The sequence below is a fragment of the Streptomyces sp. ATLC9 genome (assembly GCF_057196705.1).
Window position 1 is genome coordinate 1 of sequence record NZ_JBXUOY010000014.1, and the last position, 19,300, is coordinate 19,300.

Genomic DNA, 19,300 nt, shown 5'->3' on the forward strand with positions numbered 1-19,300 from the left:
ACGAACATTGCTGCTGGACTCCGCCACCACACCCGCGACGCCAACCGTCCGCTGACCACCCTCGGCATCACGTGATCAACCAGGACACATCACCTGAACGACGCGCCCCTGCCGCCAGGGGGCCGAACCGGTTCTTCTCGATGACGAGGTCGACTTCGCCGGCCCGCGGTGATTCCGGCTGGCCCATGTCGGGCCGCTCCACCTTGATGACGACGGAGGCGTCGTTCTTGATCGCCCTCGATTCGCGCATCAGGCCGTCGTCGTTGAGCTGGGACAGGGCGATGACGTGGCAGTCGAGCTCGACCGCGAGGTTCTTCAGGCCGCGGGAGACGGACGCGACGACCTGCTCACGGGTCATGTTGCGGCGCTGCTCGATCTCGACGAGCTGGAGGTAGTCGACGACCAGGAGCTGGAGGCCGCCGGCGCGGACGCAGGAGCGCGCCGCGGCCGCGATGTCGGCCAGCGATGCGCCGTCGGGCCGGTAGACCCGCAGCGGCAGCTTCCGGAACAGCTCCGGGCCGAGCCGGTGGACGGTCTCCCAGCCCTCCTTGGTGAGGCCGCCCTGGTGCGTGAGGTGGTGCAGCGGGATCTTCCCCTCGGCGGCGGTGATCTTCTGCATCAGCTCGGTGCCGCTCATCTCCAGCGAGGAGAACAGCACCTGCGCGCCGGTCTTGGCGGCCGCGACGGCCGCGTTCAGCGCCAGCGTCGACTTGCCTGCGCCGGACTGCGCCGCGATGACGGTGACGTTGCCCGGGTGCATGCCCGAGGTGATCGCATCGAGGTCGGAGAAGCCATAGGTCAGGCCCATCCGCTTGCCGTCCTGGATGGCCTCCAGTTCCTCGACGAACCCCAGGTACAGGTCGTCGACGGTGGGCGGTGCCTGGTGCAGGCCCGGGGTGCCCGCGATGATCTCGGTGAGCTGCTGTTCGACGAGCTCGCGGACCTCGCCTTCGTCGCCCTCCTCGCTGTAGGCGTACTGCAAGATGCGCTGGGCCGCCTCGATCACCCCGCGGCGGTATGCCTTGGCCCGCACGATCTGGGCGTAGTGCGGCCCGGTCGCCGCGGTGGGTACGGCCTGGGCGCAGCCGTGCAGGTAGCCGGCACCGCCGACGCGGGCGAGGTCCCCGCGCTCGGTGAGCTCTTCGGTGACGGTGAGGACATCGACCGGCTCACCAGCCTCGTGCAGGGCGCAGATGGCGCGGTGGATGGTGCCGTGCGCGGGCCGGTAGTAGTCCTCGGCCACCAGGCCCGTCTCCAGGATCTCGGAGAAGTACTGGTGGCTGGCCATGGTCGGGCTGCCGGAGAGCAGCAGCGCGCCAATCACGGCCTGCTCGGCCTCGAGGTTCTGCGGAGGGGTGCGGGTGGATGTGCCGGCGGGGGCTTCCTGGGGCGGGATGGTGGACACTGGTGGTCTCCCTGTTCGGTGAAGTGGGCAGGGGGTGGCGGGCCGTTCCCGGGCGATGGGAGCGGCCCGCATCGGGTGTCAGGCCGGTACGGCCAGGGCACAGTCGACGCAGCCCCGCCGGTAGCGGCTGGGGTGGTCCGGGCACCGCTCACGACCGCCGGCGTCCTGCGCCGCGGCGCCGTCGGCCGTGCCTCCGGTGGTGGCCTTGGCGTACAGCCGCAGGTCCTGCACCCAGCCGAGCAGGCACTTCGACCACGACACCGCGCCGCGGGTGTTCTTCAGCACGTCGGCTTCCAGCAGTTCGCGCTGGGCGTCGGTCATCTCCGTCAGGGGCGGCCAGCCCTGGGCGCGCATCGTCCGCAGCAGAGGCCGCGCGCAGCGGTGAGCCGTCTTCGCGCCGGCCTGCCAGCGGTTCATGCCCTGGAGGAACTGCGCGGCGGCTGTGAGTTCCTCGGGGGAGAACTCCGCCGCCTCCTCCCTCTGTGACGGGAGTGACCCGGTGGGGCTGGAGGGGGTAGGGGGTGGTGGCTCCCCCCCCCCCGGGGGGTGTGGGGGGGGAGCGGTACTACGTCCCGGAACCCGGGACGTGTTCTGACCTGCGGGAACGCCTCGGATTCCACGTCCCGGAACGCCGGATGTGGTGTTACCACGTCCCGGGTTCCGGGACGTGGTCTGACCTGCGGTTTTACCTTCTTCCCCGAACTCCACGTCCGGCGTTCCGGGACGTGTTCCCACCTGCGGTTTTACCTCGCCGTGACCTTCTGTCTCGGGCGTGGGGGCGTGGTCGGGGTTCCACGCCGGGTTGTCGAACGCCTCGTAGACCAACGGGCCCAACCGTCCCGGCTTGTCCGGGTGAGGCAGCCGCGTGCGGCGCAGGTAGCCGGCGTCCAGCAGGCGGGCGAACGACTCGTACACGGCGTTCTTGCCGACCAGCTCGTTTGCGTTCTTCGCGGACCGGATGCCCCGCGCCTGGAGCTGCTGCCACACCGTCATCGGCGTGCACTCGATCTTGGACGCCAGGTTGAACATCACCTGCAGCATCACGACGTAGTCCAGCGCGTGGACCAGATTCGAACCGATCCCCAGATGCCGGGGAACCGACACCCCGGACACCGGCGCCTGCGCCTGGACGACCTTCCCCGCACCGTCGATACAGTCACGCTCCTCCCCGCTCATCGAGCCACCCCCGTAGCGAGACCAGACGGGCGGACCACGGCGTGCAGCTGCTGCTGCACCAGGCGCAGCGCACCGCGCGCACGGGCGGCAGCCGACGCCGGACAGACCGGACGAGAGGCAGGCGCATTCATGTCGCCGATCATCAGGGCAACTGCCTGTGGATAGATTTCGTCGGCCGCCCGAGGCAGGGGCGCCGGGCGGCCGGGCCGCTCTTGGCGGAGCGCGACGCCACCCCGGCCCAGCCGGGCAAGGGCAGAGGAGGGGCGGCCCGCCAGCGCCTGCCGCGCAGCGACCACTGCTCCCGCGCTCACCGGCACTCCTCGCAGACGGCCGCGGGCGGGCAAGGAACAGTAGCGACAGTGCACCCCCGCCCAGCGGTGTTTGTGAGAAGGTCGGCGGCGAGACGGCGCGGCGATGGCGGTCAGGGAGGGCGCCGAGCCCCAGCAAGCGGCTTCGTGCCCGCTATGCCTTGAGCAGGAGTGGCGAGGCTGGTAAAAGGCACGGCTGTACTGCACAATGGCTCCTGTCGTTGAGGCTCCGCCAAAACGGCACGACGAAGCCCTGCTGCGGTGCTTCGGGTTCCTGCGAGAGAACCAGTAGTCGAACAGCTCGGACGGTTGCTACCCGTTCGAGCAGTTCCTTCGGATGGGCCCGCTAAGCCCTCCGGTAGCTGAAGGGACGCTCAGCCAAGGTGACCGCTAATCACCTTGAGTACCGGGCGTCCCGGGCGGCTCAGCCTGCGGCTACAGGCTTCGCCCTTGGGTTACCGCATCATCTCGGCCTCCATCGTGGCAGTTGTTCGGGATAAGAAAACGGCTGGTCTTGCCAGTGGCGGGAGCAGACGATCAGATCCTGCAGCCAACGCCATGGCGGCCTGGACGATCTTCTGTGTGTTTCCCGCAGGGTGGGAAACGTTTCCCTTCCTCGTCCTACGGGGCGGGCCGGCAGGATGCGTTGGGTCTTCTTTTCCCTTCGGGTATGCGGCGTACGGCTGAGTGGCAGGTTCTTGGCGCAGCGTGTGTCCGTGATGGTGGTGACGCTGTGGTGCAGTGGTGTGGCAGCGCGCGGGGGCAGGGCCTTTCGATGTGCCGACGGGAGGCTGCACGGTGTGAGCGGTGGTCATGAGAGTGGTGTTGGGAGCCGTCGGCCGCCGGGCACGGTACGCAGAGCAGCCGCGTAACGGGTGGCGCAGTGGTCGAGTTGGCTGATGTCAGGTCTTCCTCCAGGGGCGGGCTGAAGGGCGTGGAGGAAGGCGGAGTCGACGACTACGCCGTCGATCCCGGGCGCGGTGGCTGCTGCCAGCTCAGGGCTGGTGATGCCGGTGCCTGTGCAAATGGGGGAAGAGGTCAGGCACCTGAGGTGGCCGGTGCGGTGGTGGAGGTCGGCCAGGTCGAGAACTCCGGTGGCGTCCGGATGCTCGGGGACTGCGGGTAGATAGACCCACCCGGTGGATGTGCTGGCTGCCTCGACGGCCTGCCCGCGATTGGCGAGGAAGGTCGTGGGGAGTTGGTGGGCAGTGGCGACTGCAAGCCAGCGAGTGGCATCCTGACCGGCCGGGGGCAGGTCGAGGAGGATGACGCCGGCGGCACCGGCTGCGGTGATGGTAGCGCCTGCGTGTTCGACACCGGTTCGGGCGAGGGGGGCCCAGTGCGATGCCAGCATTACCGGAATGCTGGTGGTCGCGGAGACTTCACGGAGGGTCTCCATTGCGGCGGCCAGTGTGGCTCGGGGTGCCTGGTGAGCGCTCGAAGCGGTGAGCGTCGGGCTGCCTGGTAAGCCGATGATGAGGACATCAGCGTGCCAGCTGAGGGTGCGCAGGGCTGTGATGCTGTCTTCGGGATTGGGGTAGTCGGCCGGAAGGTGGCCTATCAGTGCGGCCCGTCCTGCTGTTCTGGTGCGCTCGAAGGTCGTGCTCAGCCGGTCCTTCGGGACGGCGGTCGGTATGGCGGCCATCGCGTTCACCGGGCGGATAAACCGGTACGGGGGGAAGGCTCGGTAGGGCTACACGGCGACCGTGTGCTGTCGTCTGCCGGGAAGTACGTGGCAGCAGTGAGCCGGTTCTGGCGGCGTGAAGCGGTGCCGGCCGAGCTTGGCGTGTGCGTCACTGGGTGTCCCCCTTAGGCGTCCGTGCGGTGGGGCAGGGCGCTCCGTCCCGCCGGAGGTGCAGCCTCGCTGATCAGGCGGGGCTGACGCCGGTGTCGCCTTGCGCCTCTGATTGACTCTGGTCGTTTCTTGCCAAGAGTGAGCTTTCACCTCAGTTGAAATCAAGGCGTTCCGTACCGTAGTCGAGGAGTTGACGGCCTTCAACTGGCCTGGACAGTATGGGCGTTGCTCATGTTCATACGGGTGGAAGTCGCGTCTCCGGGGCGAGGTGGGTGCCATGTCGGACAGTCCAGGCAGTAGCCTCGCCGACAAGCTCAACCACCTCTTCGCATCCGTCAGGCCTGATCCGGCTCGTGAGTACAGCAATGAGCATGTCGCCGCCGCCATCAGGGACACCGGTGTGTCAATCTCGCAGAGCTACATCTGGCAGCTCCGCAAGGGCAGGAAGACCAACCCGACCCTCAGACACCTGCAGGCACTGGCCGACTTCTTCGGGGTCCCCACCGCCTACTTCGTCGATGACGCGACAACGGACCGGATCACCGAGCAGCTGAGCACTCTCGCTTCCGAACGGGCCAGGCTGCACGAAGCCTCCCAGGGCAGTGATGCGAAGCTGATGGCCATGCGCGCCGGGCAGCTGTCCCCTGAGCACCGCAAGCAGGTCATGGACTTGCTGGACGTTGTCTACCGGCTGGAGCAGGCCGAACGCGCGATTCCTCCTGGGAACGATTGACCGAATCTGCACTGGCTCCTTACTCAATGATCACTGTTGGATGATGATCGGTAAGCAGTCGGTAAGATCCAGGCGGAGTCACCTCTTGAACGAACGCGCGTTACGGAAACGCTGCAGGCGTCTGCTGCGATCCCTGGGGATCAGACCCCCACTGCAGGTGGAAGAACTCTGCCGAATCCTGGGCGAGCATCGTGGCCGCCCGATCCGCCTGATGCCCTACACGCTGCCGGTGCCTGGGCCGTTCGGCCTGTGGATCGCTTCTCAAACGGCTGACTACATCTTCTACCAGAGCGAAACCAGCCGGACCCATCAAGACCACATCATCCTGCACGAGGTCGGTCACATTCTGGCCGATCACCGCAGCGACGAAGGCGACAGCGACGTCTGGCATACCCTGCTACCGGGTGTCTCCCCCGACGCCATCAAGCGGGCTCTGCGGCGAACCTCCTACGATGAGGAGCACGAACGCGAGGCTGAGCTGGTCGCGACCATCATCCTGGAGTGGGCATCGGTGCTGGACCGGATCACGCCGCCCGCACCAAGGATCCAGCCAGCGCGCCGGGTACAAACCGCACTCAGCGATCGGCAGGGGTGGCTGTGACGGTGCTGTCCCTCCTGCTCGGAACCGTGCTGTGCCTGGCACTGGCCTGGAAGACCTGGCAGTTCGCCCAGGACCCCTCCGACAAGCTGCTCCGGTCGGTTCTCCTGTGCATCCTGTGCGCGTCGCTGTCCTTCCCCTTCGGCACCCCGGGAGGAGCACGGCTGGTCGACGCCCTCACCGGTGAGGGCACCGCCAAGCTCCTGCAGAACGTCTTCCTGCTCTGTGCCGTCTACTTCCTGAAGTGCTTCTTCATCCACGCGGCATCGGACAGGCGGGCAGGCCACACCCGGGCGCGCAGAGAACTGGTCCCACTGGGTGCCACCTTGCTCGCCATGGCCCTGGCGATGGTGGCGACACCACAGCCGGAGCGGGACCACACCTACGCCACAGCGAACATGGAGATCACCGGAGTCGCTGTCTTCTATCTGGCCGGAGGCCTGTACCTGGCCTACGCCCTCGCCGTGGCGCTGCGGTGGACCGTGCACTATGCACACGCATCGCACCGGCCGCTGGCAACCGGTCTATGGATGGTGGCCGTCTCCCTGGCCGCAATGGTGGCGGCCGCAGCTATCCGCGAAACCTTCACCCTGGCCCGGTGGCTCAGCGCAGACGTCCCCCAGCCGCTGATCATGGGCGTCAAGCTACTGCTCGACCTCGCCATCCCCCTCTTCGTCATCGGCATCCTCTACCCCGCAACGATGACCCGATGGGCGAGCATCCGCCTGTGGTGGGACCACCGGCAGATGTACCGGCGCCTGGAGCCCCTATGGACAGCACTACACCATGCGTTCCCCGAGGACTCCCTCCACCGCACCCACCCCAACACCTGGCGTGACGCCATCAGCCTCAAAGCAGTCCACCGCCGCTACTACCGGCGTGTCATCGAGTGCCGCGACGGCCTGGTAAGGATCAGCCCCTACCTCGCCCAGCACCAAGCCCGCGACACCGGCAGCCAGGAATCACTCTCTCCCACCACCGCCGCACGCCACCTGCGCGCGGCCCTGCAGGCCTACACGGCGGGGGAGCCAGCACCCTCCCAGGCCGTCCCCATCGCCCTGCCCGATGACGGCGGCCTGGAGAACGACGTCCGTCAACTCGTCCTGCTCTCCGAAGCCCTGTAGAGCCGAAACCGCACGTTCAGGAGGAACACCGATGGACACCCTCGTCTCGGCGGGACGCGTCCTGCTCGGCCCGCACGGCCATCACATCACCGACGCGGCCGTCCTGGTCCGAGGCGGTGTCATCGCCGATGTCGGCCCCCGGGCGGAGGTGGAGGCCCGCGCGCCACGCGGGGCGAGCCGTTTCGACTGTCCGGGCGGCACACTCCTGCCGGGACTGATCGACGCCCATGTGCACCTCGTGCTCGACGCCGGCCCCGACCCGGTCGCCGCCCTGCAGAGCACCGGCGACGCGGAGTTGAGCCGCGGCATGGCCGACCGGGCACGCCGACTGCTGGGCTGCGGTGTCACCACCGTGCGCGACCTGGGGGACCGGGGCGGGCTCGCCGTCCGCCTGCGCGACGACATCGCCGCCGGCCGGCTGCCCGGCCCCCGCGTCCTCGCCGCGGGCACCCCGGTGACGGCGCCGGGCGGGCACTGCTGGTTCCTCGGCGGCGAGGCCGACGGCACGGGCGCGATCCGCGAGGTGGTCCGCCGCAACATCGAGCGCGGAGCCGACGTCGTCAAGGTGATGGCCACCGGAGGCGGCATCACCCGGGGCGGCCCCGCGATCTGGGCGGCGCAGTTCACCGAGGCGGAACTGCGCACCGTGGTGGAGGAGGCGCGCAGCGCCGGACTGCCGGTCGCCGCCCACGCCCACGGCACCGCCGGGATCGCCGCCGCGGTGTCCGCCGGCGTGGACACCCTCGAGCACTGCACCTGGATGGGCCGGGACGGATTCGAGGTGCGCGAAGACCTCATCGACGCCATCGCGGCCAAGGGCATCGCGGTGTGCCCGGCGGCCAGCCCCGACTGGCGCGGCTTCGCCCGGCGCTTCGGCCCCGAGCGCGCCGAGGAGATGTTCGGCACGCTGCGCCGCATGCGCGAACGCGGGGTGCGGCTCATCGCGGGCACGGACGCGGGCATCGGCCGGGCCGTCTTCGACGACTTCGTCTCCAGCCTGGAGTTCTTCCAGCACATCGGATGCACCCCGGCCGAGATCATCGACCTGGCCACGCACGAGACCGCCCAGGCCCTGGGCATCGCCCACGACACCGGCCTGCTCCGCCCCGGCCACCGCGCCGACCTCCTGGCCGTGGACGGCAACCCCCTCGACGACCTCCAAGCACTGCGCGCCGTACGCCTGGTCATGGCGGCCGGGCGCCCCCATTTTGTCTTTGAACGCCGCTCCTGAGAGGAGGGTTCGTGAAGTGATGTCCGTTTCCGTATGAGGGTCGCGTCAGGGACGCTGGCCGGAGCGGTGGCTATTGCTTCCTGGTGAAGCTGCCCGTGTCGGCTTCGACGAGGACGCCGAGTTTGACCAGGCGTTTCAGCTTGGCGCGGGTGCCTTCGATGTTCTTCGGCAAGAGCTCGTGGCCGAGGGCTTGGCAGATGTCGCGTGCTCGCAGCGGGCTGGTGGTGGTCTGGTGGAACACGGTGAGGATGCGCAGATAGTCCGGGTGCTCGGGCAGGTTCGGCGGGGCTGGCTGGGTGGGCAGCCGGTCGGCGAGCGTGGTGACGGTCTTCCGGGTGATTGCCAGATCCAGCGCATCCGGCGGGGCCTGCGGCACATTACGACATCACGAGTTCAACCTCAGTAACGGCGGCCGGTCCGCTCCGGTAGCCCTGGACCGGGAGATACGCGCAGGAGGCGGGTTGACCGACGCCGGGAGGGCCGCGAGGGAGCGTGTCCGGCTTCAGGCCGTGGAACGCTTCGAGGGCGGGCAGAAGAACAAGGAGATCGCTGCCGCGCTGCGGGTCAGTGAGCGGTCCGTGGAGCGGTGGCGCCGCCAGTGGCGCGAGCGCGGTGTAGCTGGGGTTCTGTCGAAGGGATCGCCTGGGCGGCCGAGACTCAGGGGCGCGCAGATCACCCGTCTGGAGCGGGAGTTGGAGCGTGGGCCGCTGGTCCACGGCTGGGCCGACCAACGGTGGACACTGGCCCGGATCAAGACGCTGAGGGCCTTGACCCGGAATCTTGGACACGGGCTATGCGGCTTGGGTCAGGGTAGTTGATGTTGTGCCGAGTGCTGTCTCGTAGGCGATGGGACTCCGTTGTCCGAGGTGGGAATGACGGCGTCGGGTGTTGTAGCGGTGCAGCCAGCGGAACGCGTCGAGACGGGCCTCGCGTTCGCTGGACCAGTGCTTTCGGCCCTGAAGAGTCTCGCGTTTGAACGTCGCGTTGAAGGACTCGGCGAGCGCGTTGTCCGCCGAGCTGCCGATCGCGCTCATGGACTGGCGGACGCCGGTCTGGCGGCAGGCGTCGGCGAAGGCCCGGCTGGTGTACTGGGCTCCGTGATCGGTGTGCAGGACCGCCCCGGAGAGGCTGCCGCGAGTCCGTTCGGCGGCGGACAGGGCGTCGATGACGAGGCCGGTGCGCAGGTGGTCCGCGATCGCCCAGCCGACCAGGCGGCGCGAGGCGAGGTCGATGACGGTGGCCAAGTACAGGAACTTCCCGCCGTCCAGCGGGAGATAGGTGATGTCGCCGACGTACTTCGTATTCGGCTCACGTGCGGTGAAGTCGCGGCCGACGAGATCCGGGGCCTTCGCCGCGGCCGGGTCCGCGACCGTGGTGCGGTGTCTGCGGCGCAAGCGCACGCCCGCCAGACCGGCGGCCCGCATCAGCCGCGCGATCCGCTTGTGGTTGACGCGCTCGCCCGCCTCGCGGAGCTCGGCCGTGATCCTGGGAACGCCGTAGGTGCCGTCCGACTCGCGGTGCACGGCCCGTATCCGGGCGGCGAGGCGCGCGTCGGCCGTCTGCCTCGCTGCCCGATCCGCGGCCGTCCGACGCCAGTAATAGAAGCTGGAGCGGGCGATGCCCACGATGGTGCACAGCCGCTTCACGCCGTAACGGCGCTGATGGTCGGCGACGAACTGGAAGCGGTTCACCAGCGCGTCTCCCCGGCGAAATACTTCGCCGCCTTCCGCAGGATCTCGCGCTCTTCCTCCAGCTCACGGACCTTCTTCCGCAGAGCGGCGTTCTCCGCCTCCAACGGCGTCGGCGGCCCGGCAGGCACCTCCGCCCGGCGCCCCCGGGGCCGGCTCGCACCGGCCGCTCGGACCCAGTTCCGCAGGGTCTCGGGGTTGATCCCCAGATCGGCGGCGACCTGCCTGATCGTCGCCTCGGGCCGCGACTGGTACAGCGCGACCGCGTCCGCCTTGAACTGCGGCGGATAGTTCTTCATGACCACGAGATGTCCGTTCTCAGATCCTCAGGATCCAGTGTCTCGTGTGTCCAAGATCAAGGGGCAAGGCCCCAAGTTCAGTACCGCGGGAGGTTGAACATCGCGTCGGGTCTGCTCTTCCCCTCGCTCCGTAGGTTGCCAGGGTTGATCGGTGCTCCTATTTGATAAGTTGATCGTGTGACCGAGCCTGCGTCCATGTCCCCCTGGCTCACCGGAATACGCAATGCCGATCCCGGAGTCCGCCTCTTCCTGTTCCCGCACGCCGGCGGCGCGGCGTCGGCGTACGCGCACTGGCTCGACATGGGTGGCGAGGGGCTGGAGCTCCGGTCGATCCAGTATCCCGGCAGGGAGACCCGCTTGCGCGAGCGGCCGATATCCGACGTCGGGGAACTCGCGGACCAGCTCGCCCGGGCCATGGCCGCCGACACTCCCGGTGCGCGCTTTGCCTTCTTCGGCCACAGCATGGGCGCCCTGCTGGCGTTCGAGGTCGCCCGGTGCTTGCGCGACCTGGGCGAAGGAGGACCCGACCACCTGTTCGCCGCAGCGTGCGCGGCACCGCAGATCCCGCGAGGGCCCGAGGTAAGCACGGCGTCAGACGAACGGCTGAGCGCCTGGCTGGTCAGTCAGGACTCATCGGCCGCCGAGGTGGTCGCACACCCGGAACTGGCCGCCCTCGTCCTGCCCTCGGTCCGTGCCGACCTGACCGCAGTCGAGAACTACCGCCTGTTGCCGGGAAGGCCGCTCGACTGCCCCATCACCGTTCTCACGGGCGTGGAGGACTCGCTGGACGGCACGGCCGTCACAGGCTGGGCGGATCACACGACCGCCGGGTTCGGGCATCACGCGTTTCCCGGCGGTCACTTCTTCGTGAGGCCGTCAGCTGCCGCTGTGCTCGCCCTGGTGAGGAAGCTGCTCCGCGTCGGCAATCGCTGACCGGCTCCTGGGTCCTGTTCCCGGCGTTGCTCAGGCCGCGGCGTGACCACATTCGGACACGATGTCCGTCAACGCTGACTGGAACGTCTTGACGAGGTGTTCGGCCCCGCTGGCCGAAAGCACATCGGTGCGGCACTCCAGACGTCCCGTCAGTTGCCCGGCACCGTGCAGCAGCGATGCGGTCACGGCGAACTTCGCCCGCTCAGGGTGGACCGGCAGGCTCCTGGCCTCGCCCCCTGTGAACCGCACCTCGGGCAGGTCGTCGACGCTGAGGTAGAAGTGCGGGAAGTCCATGGGTAGCCGGACCCGCTCGCGCACCTTGTTCACCAGCCGCGGAAAGGGCAGTTGCCCGTAGCTCGCGACGGCCCGGTCGAATGCGTCCCGCAGGTGGTCGAGCAGCGCCTGACCGGTGAGTGACCGCTGTCGGTCGCCGTCGAGTATCACCGTGTTGAGGAAGCAGCCGACGACGTCCATGGACTCTGGCTGATCGCGGCCTGCGACGGCGACGGCGAGCACCAGTTGCTCCCGTTCGAGAATCGAGACCAGAGCCCGTCGGTACGCGGCGCAGATGAGGACGAACGCGGTGTGCCCGGCTGCCGCTGCCGCGGTGTCCACCTCCTGCGCGAGCGCGCCGGGCACATCGAACTCGACGGTGTGCACCGGCGCTTGTGAGCTCGGGCTGTCCGGCCACTCCGGATACGCCGCTGCGAGGACTGGGGTGAGTTCCTCGGCCGCGACGGCGAGGTCCCGGTCCCTGCTCGGGGTGGCCTCGGTCTGGTTCGCCCAGGTGTTGAGGTCGCAGAGGGTGACGCGTCCGGGCTCGGGGACGGCGTCCGGTTCGTTGTGGAAACGCACGAGATCCTCCACGAAGAGCCTCATCCCCCACCCGTCCATGATCAGGTGATGCCAGGCGAGGAGCAGCACTGCCTCGCCACCGACCGTCCGGAAGAGGACCGCCCGCAGTAAGGGGCCGCCCCCGTCGAGCCGGATGGGACGGGTGACCTCCCGACGGGCCAGGGTGATCGCATCGGTGGTGCCCAGACCCGCGGGCAGGGTGCGGACGGTCAGCGCGACGCGATGTCGGCCCAGGAAGAGCCACGGTTCACCGTCCCGGGACTCGACCGCGGCACCCACCGCCGGGTGGCGCAGGGCCGCCTTGCGTACGGCGTCGGCCAGTCTCCGTACGTCCACGCCTTCGCCCAGTGCCAGGCAGTACGTTTCCGTGTACAGCAGCGGTTCGCCGGCGAGCTGTTCGTGAATCCAGATGGCCCGCTGGCAGTCGCTGAGCGGAGCCGAGGTGCGACCGGTGTCCTGGCCGGTACTCCGGTCGACGTACGGTGGCGCCGCGGCGACAGTCGCGGCCAGCTCCTCGGCGGACGCGGCTCGCAGCACGTCCGCGACCGTGGTCGACCGGCCGGTGAGCTCGCGGAGCCGCGCGGCGGCACGGGACGCGCCGAGCGAGGTCCCGCCGAGTTCGGCGAAGCTCCGTCCGAAGCGCGTCGGCACCCCGGTGGCGTACTGCCAGGCCCGCGCCACGGCGCCGAGGACGGTGTCGTTCCGCGCGATCACCGCCTCGCCCGGGGCCGCCGGGTCACCAGCCACGGGCGAGGCGGCGAGGGCTACGCGGTCCACCTTGCCGTTGGGAGTGAGCGGGAAGGAGCTCCGTACCGTCACGGTCGAGGGAACCATGTATTCCGGCAGGAAACGGCCCGCGTACGCACGTACGGCGACGGGGTCGACGCTGTGGCCCGGGGCCGGGACGACATGGCACACGAGCCGGGCGTCACCGGGATGGTCCTCGCGCACCGTCACCACCGCCTGGGCCACGCCGTCATTCCGTCCCACGACAGTCTCGATCTCACCGAGTTCGATACGGAAGCCGCGGACCTTCACCTGGAGATCGACCCGCGATAGATATTCGAGGGTGCCGTTCCGTCCCCACCGTGCCAGGTCCCCGGTGCGATACATCCGGGTCCCGCGCGGCCCGGACGGATCGGCCACAAAGCGCTGGGCCGTCAGCCGCGGGCGGTTGAGATAGCCCCGCGCGAGGCCCTCGCCCGCGATGTACAGCTCACCGGCGACCCCGGCGGGGACCGGCCGCAGCTCGTCGTCTAGGACGCACACGCGGGTGTTGCGGACGGGGCGGCCGATGGACGCCGGGGCGGCACTACCGTCCACGTCCTGGGCCGTCGACCAGATCGTGGCCTCCGTGGGACCGTACAGGTTCGTCACCCGGCGTCCCAGGGCACGCATCCGTTCGCCCAGCGCGGTCGGCAGCGCCTCGCCCCCGACCAGCATCCGCAGCCCGCGCACGGCTTCCGGCACCTGCGTCACCAGGGCCTGCCATAGCGAGGGGGTCGCTTGCAGGACGGTGGCACCGGACCGGGTGACCAACTCGGCCAGGGCGGACGGATCGCGCGTCGTGTCCTGTGACGCCAACACCACCCGGGCGCCAGACGACAACGGGAGGTAGATCTCCAGGGCCGCGATGTCGAAAGCGATGGTGGTCACCGCCACCAGGCGATCGGTCGGCGCTAAGGAGAACAACTCGTCCATGGCGGCGAGGAAGTTGGCCAGGGCGGCCCGTGGCACGACCACTCCCTTGGGGCGGCCCGTCGACCCCGACGTGTAGATGACGTACGCGGGGTGTGCGGGCCGTGCCGCGCTGACCGGGACGGCGGGCCCCGCCGCACCCTCCGTCGGCCGCGTCGCCGGGACCACCAGGCGTTCACGGTCCGCGGCCATGACGTCGGCCGCGCGCCGTGCCACAGGGTCGTCCGTCGTCAGGACGACCCTGGGCGCGGCGTCGGCCAAGACGTGGGCGATGCGGTCCGCGGGGTACTCCGGGTCGATCGGTACGTATCCCGCGCCGCTCTTCAACACCGCGAGCAGGGCCACGACGAGCTCGGCCGACCGCGGCATCAGCAGGGCCACCAGGTCTTCCGGCCCCACGCCCCGCGTCACGAGGTCGTGGGAGACGGCATCCGCCCTCGCGTTCAGCTCTCCGTACGTCCATCGCGTATCGCCCGCGATCACCGCCACGGCGTCGGGGGTGCGCATGGCCCAGGCTTCGAACGACGCCAACGGGTCACCGGAGCCCGGCGGTTCGGTGTCCGGCTCCGTGGCCGCCTTCCCGAGACTCCTCGGCGCCATGTCGGTCCAGTGGGTAGCAATGTAGTCCAGGCACACCTGGCGCCGATACGGCCCGTACACCACCTTCCAGCCGTCGGGAGGCGCGGCCGTGGCGGGCCAGAGCGAGTACCGGCCCTCGTCGTCGGTGAGGACCAGACAGGCGCGGTCCGGATCCTCGAAGGGGTTGGTCACGATGGGTCTCCGTGAGTCGCCATGGTGTCGACGGCCTGTGCGACCGCCGCCGCGAATCCGGCACCGAACACGCTGGCGTCAGCGACCACGCGGACCGCGGCTCCGCTGCCATCGGCGCGCTCGATGCCGTAGACGCGTAGGGCGCCGTGCAGCCGGTACGCGCCCATGGGCGGGACGGCCAGTTCCTCGCCCGTGTGCCCGCGCACCACGGGGGCCTTCTGTTCGGTCAGGTAGTTGAACAGGGCGTAGGGCGGTAGGGGTTCACTCGGGACGTAGCGCGCACCGTACAGCTCGGGCTCCAGACGGTTCACGACTTCCGCGTGGTGGATCTGGTGGCAGCGCATCGAGCGGAAGACGGCGTCGCCGACGTCGTCGGCCATGTGCCGCGCGTCCCGGCCGGCCGCGAAGGATGCCACCTGCCAGTTGGACAGGAACCCCGCCATGGTGAGATGTGCGGGGCTGGAACGGCGCGAGCTCTGCAGCAGGATGCGGAACGGCTCGGAGTCCGTCTCCAGGTCCAGCGTGCGGACGATGGCCGCCGCGACGGACGCGAGCACCATGGCCGAACGGCCCAGCGCCATCCGGGTGTGGGGCGCCGACGCGTCGAAGGCGACCGCGGCATGGCCCGTCTCAGGGATCACGGGGGCACCGGAGGGCCTGGTCATGCCCGCGAGCAGCGGGGGATAGGTCGCTCCGTCCGTGGTCCGCCGCCAGTAGGCCAGCGCCTTCTCCCCCGCGGGCGAGGCGGCGGCACGCAGCTCCGCTTGGTAGAAGGCGTCGGCGGAGGAGGGGGCCGGACCCGGGAGGTCCGTGCCGTTCAGCCGCGCGAAGAAGTCGGCGCTGACCCGGTCGAAGGTGTGCCCGTCGATGACCAGGTGGTCGAAGCTCATGCCGATCAGCGTCTCCCTGGCTCCGTGACTGACGACGAGCCGGGCAAGCGCCCCGCCGATCAGGTCGACCGGCGCGCAGAGAGTTGGGAAGAATTCCTCCGGTGACGCCACCACGAAGGTCCGCGCGGCGACCGTCTCGGCATCGTCCCGGCGGCAGTGGAACGTACCGTCCGCCGCCTGTACGAAGACGGAGCGCAGGGTCTCGTACCGGCCGATCACCGCGTTCCAGGCGAACCTGGCCTCCCGCGCGGTGATCTCGCAGGCGAAGGACCAGGCGTCGGTGGGCTGGTCCTGGCTGTGCCGCCCGGAGGCCCATAGGGTCAGCCGCTCCCGCTGCGCGAGCGACACCGGGTACGTGCCCGGAACGTCCGGCAGGAGACCCTCCGCCGGCGTCGACAGCATCGGCCCGGAAGAGTCAGTAGACATCGAAGGGTCCCTCGCTCACGCGTCGCAGGCCATCCAGGAAGTGCTCGGCGAGAGGTGCGCAGAAGGCCGCCGCCACCTTGTCGGGGTGCGCCTTGACGGTCAGCTCCCACTCCTTGCCCATGGCCTGGCGCCCCACTTCGAGGACGAGGGGAAAGCTCGTCCGGTCGCAGAACCACCAGTCGACCACGCGGAGTTCGCGCAGCCCCTCCAGAGCGTCGAACGGACGGAAGTCCGTGTAATTGAACAGTACGGAGAACGGCGCCACGCCCGCCATGGCCTGGATGTCGGCGAGCGGGAAGCGTCTGAAGGGCAGCATCGCCCGCTCCTCGGCGAACACCGAGCGGATCAGCTCCGCCCACCTCCCGCCGCTCACATCGGAGCGCAGCGGCACGCTGTTGAGGAACAGGCCGAGGGAGTCCTCGCTCTCGGCGTACTCGGGCCGGCCGTTGGCCACGACGCCCGTGGTGAGGTTGTGGGTGCCGGTGGCGGCGCGCAGCGCCCACAGGTGGACGGCGAGGAACACCGACCTGGCCGGTACGCCGAGCCGGTCGGCGAGGTCGCGCGCCGTGGCCACCAGGTCCGGGGGGAGCGGCAGCCGGACATCGGGCTCCACCGCGGGGACGACGCCGCCGCCGTCGGGTGCGGGCAGCGGTGTGGGCCGGGCGCCCCGGACGACGCGTTCCCAGTACTCCCTGGCGGCCTCTGAGCCGCTCTCGGCGCGCTCCAGTCCGACGTAGGCGCGAAAGGGGTGTGCAGGCGGCCCGGCGGGGACCGCGAGGCCGCCCGCCTCGTGCTCGTACGTCGCGATCAGTTCCGTGACCAGCAGGGCGAAGCTCCAGCCGTCGAGGATGCTGTGGTGCGCCGACACCGACAGCTGGAAGGTGCCGTCCTTGTGGTCATGGGTATAACAGCGCCACAGAAGCGTGCCGGTTTCGAAGGGGCGCAGCCACTCCTGGCGCCACCATGCCTTGACCGCGTCCAGCGCTGTGCCGGCCGGTGGCAGCTCCGCCCCGTGGTGCAGCGGCACCGCGATGCGGTCGTGCACGAGTTGCAGCGGCTCGGAGTACCTGCCCAGGTCGAACGAGGTGCGCAGGATGTCGTGCCGTGAGGCCAGCAGTTCCAGCGTGCGGCGCAGGGCGTCCACGTCGAGCGTGCCGTCGACGCGGACGCTCACCAGGTCGTGGTAGAGGGTCGGGTCACCGGACAGCTCGGACTCGAAGACCATTCCGAGTTGCAGCGGCGTCAGCGGATACGCCGCACACACATCCGAGGGCAGCGATTCGACGTCGTCGGCGCGCAGCAGGGCGAACGCGTCGGACGTCGATTCCGCGGCTGGTGCGGGCTCCGCCGGTGCGCCATCGTCCGGGGCGAGGGCGCAGTGCCGCGCCAGTTCCGCGATGGTCGGGTACCGGAACAGGTCCTCGGACTTGAAGGCGACACCGGCCTCACGGGCCATGCCCACGACCCTGATGGCCGTGATGGAGTCCCCGCCCAGCGCGAAGAAGTTCAGGCCGGGATCCACCTCCGGTTGGCCGAGGGCCTTGGCCCAGATCCGGACCAGAATCTGTTCCGCCGATTCCGAGCCGCGCCCGTCCGCCGGTACGGCGTCCGTCGCGGGGGCGGACGCGGCAGTGCGGGCCTGGGGCTCCGGCAGGGCCTTACGGTCCAGCTTGCCGTTCGGGGTCAGCGGGAAGGAGGCGAGCAGGACGAGTACCGGCGGAACCATATGGCCTGGCAGTCGGTCGGCGAGACGCCGGATCAGGTCGTCGGCCGTGGCCGTGGACCCGGGGGCGAGCACCGAGTACCCCACGAGCATCGCCTCGCCGAGCGCATCCGCGCGCAGCGTCACTGCGGCTTCCCTGACCTCGTCGAACGAGCTGAGGGCGGCCTCGATCTCGCCGAGCTCCACGCGGAAGCCGCGCAGCTGCACCTGGTCGTCCGTGCGCCCGCGAAACTCCAGTTCGCCGCCCTCGGTGACCACCGCCAGGTCACCGCTGCGGTAGAGGCGTTGCCCCGGGCCGCCGAAGGGATCGGGCACAAAGCGCACGGCCGTCAGCCCGGGCCGGTTCAGGTATCCCAGGGTGACGCCGGCTCCCCCCACGTACATCTCACCCTGTTCGCCGGGCGCGACGGGACGCAGGTCGGGGCCGAGGACGTGCACGCGCAGATCGCGCAGGGGGTGCCCGATGGGGCTGCGGGAGGTGGCACAGTCGGCGGCGGTAATGTCCCGCAGGGTGACGTGCACGGTGGTCTCGGTGATGCCGTACATGTTGACCAGGCGTGGTCGGTCGCTGCCGTAGCGCTCGATCCAGGGGCGCAGGGAACTCGGTTCCAGGGCCTCGCCGCCGAAGACGACCAGCCTCAGTCCGGTCTCGGGGAAGCCCTCGGCCTCGGCGGTGCGGACCAGTTGCCGGAAGGCCGTGGGGGTCTGACTGAGCACGGTGACGCCTTCTTCGCAGAGCAGCCGCAGGAAGGAGTCCGGGGACCGGCTGGTGGTGTAGGGCACGATGACGAGACGTCCGCCGTGTAGCAGGGCCCCCCACAGCTCCCATACGGAGAAGTCGAAGGCGCAGGAGTGGAAGAAGGTCCACACGTCGTCCGAGTCGACGGGGGCGATGCCGAGTTCGTCCCGGCACACGTCGAAGAGGCGGTCGGCGTTGGCGTGGGTGACGATCACGCCCTTTGGGGTGCCGGTGGAGCCCGAGGTGTGGATGACGTAGGCGGGATGTCCCGCAGTCACGCCCGTCTCCGGGTTCAGGTCACTGTCCCCGGGCCCCGCAGGCGCCTCCACAGACACGTAGTCGAGGCTCGCAAATGCCGTGCGGTGGCGGTCCTGGCCGACGACGAGCCGGCATCCGGTGTCAGTGAGAGTGAAGTTGAGGCGCTCGGCGGGATAGGCGGGGTCCAACGGCACGTAGGCGGCACCGGACTTGAGCACCGCGAGAATCGACGTGATCAAGTCCGCGGACCGGTCGGCGCACACCCCGACGAAGGAGCCCGGTCCCACACCCCGACGGATCAGCCGGTGTGCGAGCCGGTTGGCCGCGCGATTCAGCTCATCGTAGGTGTACGTGTAAGGACCGTCGGTCAGTGCGTGACGACTGCCCGCGTGCGCGGCCCGACGCTCGAAGACGTGGTGCAGGCAGGCGGGTTCCATCGCGGTCATGTCGCGGACTTCTGTCGCAGGCTGAGCGGGCGGATGTCAGTCCACAGCTCGGTGATGTGCGCCACGCACTCCTGATGCGTGCCCAGAAACCCCTGGGCACGCCAGCCAGCCGGCAGGTCGCGGTCGAGCGGCCACAGTGAGTGCTGGTCCTCGTGGTTGACCACGACCTGGAAGATCGCGGCGGAGCCTTGTGGTTCGTACATG

At 69.6% G+C, this 19,300-nt stretch carries 14 protein-coding genes and 1 pseudogene; 6 read left to right on the forward strand and 9 right to left on the reverse strand.

Going from position 1 to position 19,300, the window contains the following annotated elements; all coding sequences use genetic code 11:
• Positions 1 to 67 precede the first annotated feature (67 nt).
• From AC2CJA_RS02955 to AC2CJA_RS02965, 3 genes are all read right to left on the reverse strand, one after another.
• Entirely contained in the window at positions 68 to 1,405 is a 1,338-nt protein-coding gene (locus AC2CJA_RS02955; RefSeq protein WP_484601061.1) for a replicative DNA helicase, read from the reverse strand.
• Positions 1,406 to 1,483: 78 nt separating this feature from the next.
• Positions 1,484 to 2,581, reverse strand: coding sequence for a hypothetical protein (locus AC2CJA_RS02960; RefSeq protein WP_484601062.1), 1,098 nt, complete (start codon positions 2,579 to 2,581; stop codon positions 1,484 to 1,486).
• Positions 2,582 to 3,700: 1,119 nt separating this feature from the next.
• Complete coding sequence (locus AC2CJA_RS02965) at positions 3,701 to 4,534, reverse strand: tryptophan synthase subunit alpha (RefSeq protein ID WP_484601087.1); 834 nt, start codon at positions 4,532 to 4,534, stop codon at positions 3,701 to 3,703.
• Between the two features lie 550 nt (positions 4,535 to 5,084).
• On the opposite strand from AC2CJA_RS02965, the gene AC2CJA_RS02970 reads away from it, so the two are divergent.
• From AC2CJA_RS02970 to AC2CJA_RS02985, 4 genes are all read left to right on the forward strand, one after another.
• Positions 5,085 to 5,417, forward strand: a complete 333-nt coding sequence (locus tag AC2CJA_RS02970; RefSeq protein WP_484601063.1) for a helix-turn-helix domain-containing protein — start codon at positions 5,085 to 5,087, stop codon at positions 5,415 to 5,417.
• A gap of 211 nt (positions 5,418 to 5,628) precedes the next feature.
• Complete coding sequence (locus AC2CJA_RS02975; RefSeq protein ID WP_484601064.1) at positions 5,629 to 6,018, forward strand: hypothetical protein; 390 nt, start codon at positions 5,629 to 5,631, stop codon at positions 6,016 to 6,018.
• Positions 6,015 to 7,139: an MAB_1171c family putative transporter gene (locus AC2CJA_RS02980; RefSeq protein WP_484601065.1), complete on the forward strand. Its 1,125-nt coding sequence runs from the start codon at positions 6,015 to 6,017 to the stop codon at positions 7,137 to 7,139. The genes AC2CJA_RS02975 and AC2CJA_RS02980 overlap by 4 nt, the downstream gene beginning before the upstream one ends.
• A gap of 31 nt (positions 7,140 to 7,170) precedes the next feature.
• Positions 7,171 to 8,370: an amidohydrolase family protein gene (locus tag AC2CJA_RS02985; RefSeq protein ID WP_484601066.1), complete on the forward strand. Its 1,200-nt coding sequence runs from the start codon at positions 7,171 to 7,173 to the stop codon at positions 8,368 to 8,370.
• A 70-nt stretch (positions 8,371 to 8,440) separates the two neighbouring features.
• Here the strand turns inward: AC2CJA_RS02985 and AC2CJA_RS02990 are convergent, their stop codons facing one another.
• Entirely contained in the window at positions 8,441 to 8,746 is a 306-nt protein-coding gene (locus AC2CJA_RS02990) for a hypothetical protein (RefSeq protein WP_484601067.1), read from the reverse strand.
• A gap of 67 nt (positions 8,747 to 8,813) precedes the next feature.
• On the opposite strand from AC2CJA_RS02990, the pseudogene AC2CJA_RS02995 reads away from it, so the two are divergent.
• Positions 8,814 to 9,131: pseudogene (locus tag AC2CJA_RS02995) on the forward strand (helix-turn-helix domain-containing protein); the annotation flags it as partial.
• A gap of 30 nt (positions 9,132 to 9,161) precedes the next feature.
• Here the strand turns inward: AC2CJA_RS02995 and AC2CJA_RS03000 are convergent.
• Positions 9,162 to 10,363 (reverse strand): IS3 family transposase gene (locus AC2CJA_RS03000; RefSeq protein WP_484601068.1). Its coding sequence is split into 2 segments (ribosomal slippage): positions 9,162 to 10,078 and positions 10,078 to 10,363, totalling 1,203 coding nucleotides; the frame shifts between segments, so codons are not numbered across the junction.
• Positions 10,364 to 10,552: 189 nt separating this feature from the next.
• Here AC2CJA_RS03000 and AC2CJA_RS03005 point away from each other — a divergent pair.
• The gene (locus AC2CJA_RS03005; protein ID WP_484601069.1) at positions 10,553 to 11,290 is read left to right on the forward strand and encodes a thioesterase II family protein; all 738 of its coding nucleotides are present in this window, start codon (positions 10,553 to 10,555) and stop codon (positions 11,288 to 11,290) included.
• Positions 11,291 to 11,320: 30 nt separating this feature from the next.
• Here the strand turns inward: AC2CJA_RS03005 and AC2CJA_RS03010 are convergent, their stop codons facing one another.
• The 4 genes from AC2CJA_RS03010 to AC2CJA_RS03025 are packed head-to-tail and all read right to left on the reverse strand — an operon-like array spanning position 11,321 to position 19,299.
• Positions 11,321 to 14,614, reverse strand: coding sequence for an amino acid adenylation domain-containing protein (locus AC2CJA_RS03010; protein ID WP_484601070.1), 3,294 nt, complete (start codon positions 14,612 to 14,614; stop codon positions 11,321 to 11,323).
• On the reverse strand, positions 14,611 to 15,930 hold the full coding sequence (locus tag AC2CJA_RS03015) for a condensation domain-containing protein (RefSeq protein WP_484601071.1): 1,320 nt from the start codon (positions 15,928 to 15,930) through the stop codon (positions 14,611 to 14,613). The genes AC2CJA_RS03010 and AC2CJA_RS03015 overlap by 4 nt, the downstream gene beginning before the upstream one ends.
• Positions 15,920 to 19,096, reverse strand: a complete 3,177-nt coding sequence (locus AC2CJA_RS03020; RefSeq protein ID WP_484601072.1) for an amino acid adenylation domain-containing protein — start codon at positions 19,094 to 19,096, stop codon at positions 15,920 to 15,922. Before AC2CJA_RS03020 ends, AC2CJA_RS03015 begins: the two co-directional genes overlap by 11 nt.
• Positions 19,093 to 19,299: an MbtH family protein gene (locus AC2CJA_RS03025; RefSeq protein WP_484601073.1), complete on the reverse strand. Its 207-nt coding sequence runs from the start codon at positions 19,297 to 19,299 to the stop codon at positions 19,093 to 19,095. The genes AC2CJA_RS03020 and AC2CJA_RS03025 overlap by 4 nt, the downstream gene beginning before the upstream one ends.
• Position 19,300 lies beyond the last annotated feature (1 nt).

What these genes read in the sequence shown, in the direction of transcription:
- AC2CJA_RS02985 (WP_484601066.1), top strand. Translation starts at nt 7,171, where the DNA reads ATGGACACCCTCGTCTCGGCGGGACGCGTCCTGCTCGGCCCGCACGGC.
- AC2CJA_RS03020 (WP_484601072.1), bottom strand. Translation starts at nt 19,096, where the DNA reads ATGACCGCGATGGAACCCGCCTGCCTGCACCACGTCTTCGAGCGTCGG.
- AC2CJA_RS03015 (WP_484601071.1), bottom strand. Translation starts at nt 15,930, where the DNA reads ATGTCTACTGACTCTTCCGGGCCGATGCTGTCGACGCCGGCGGAGGGT.
- AC2CJA_RS02960 (WP_484601062.1), bottom strand. Translation starts at nt 2,581, where the DNA reads ATGAGCGGGGAGGAGCGTGACTGTATCGACGGTGCGGGGAAGGTCGTC.
- AC2CJA_RS03005 (WP_484601069.1), top strand. Translation starts at nt 10,553, where the DNA reads ATGTCCCCCTGGCTCACCGGAATACGCAATGCCGATCCCGGAGTCCGC.
- AC2CJA_RS03025 (WP_484601073.1), bottom strand. Translation starts at nt 19,299, where the DNA reads ATGTACGAACCACAAGGCTCCGCCGCGATCTTCCAGGTCGTGGTCAAC.
- AC2CJA_RS02975 (WP_484601064.1), top strand. Translation starts at nt 5,629, where the DNA reads ATGCCCTACACGCTGCCGGTGCCTGGGCCGTTCGGCCTGTGGATCGCT.
- AC2CJA_RS02965 (WP_484601087.1), bottom strand. Translation starts at nt 4,534, where the DNA reads ATGGCCGCCATACCGACCGCCGTCCCGAAGGACCGGCTGAGCACGACC.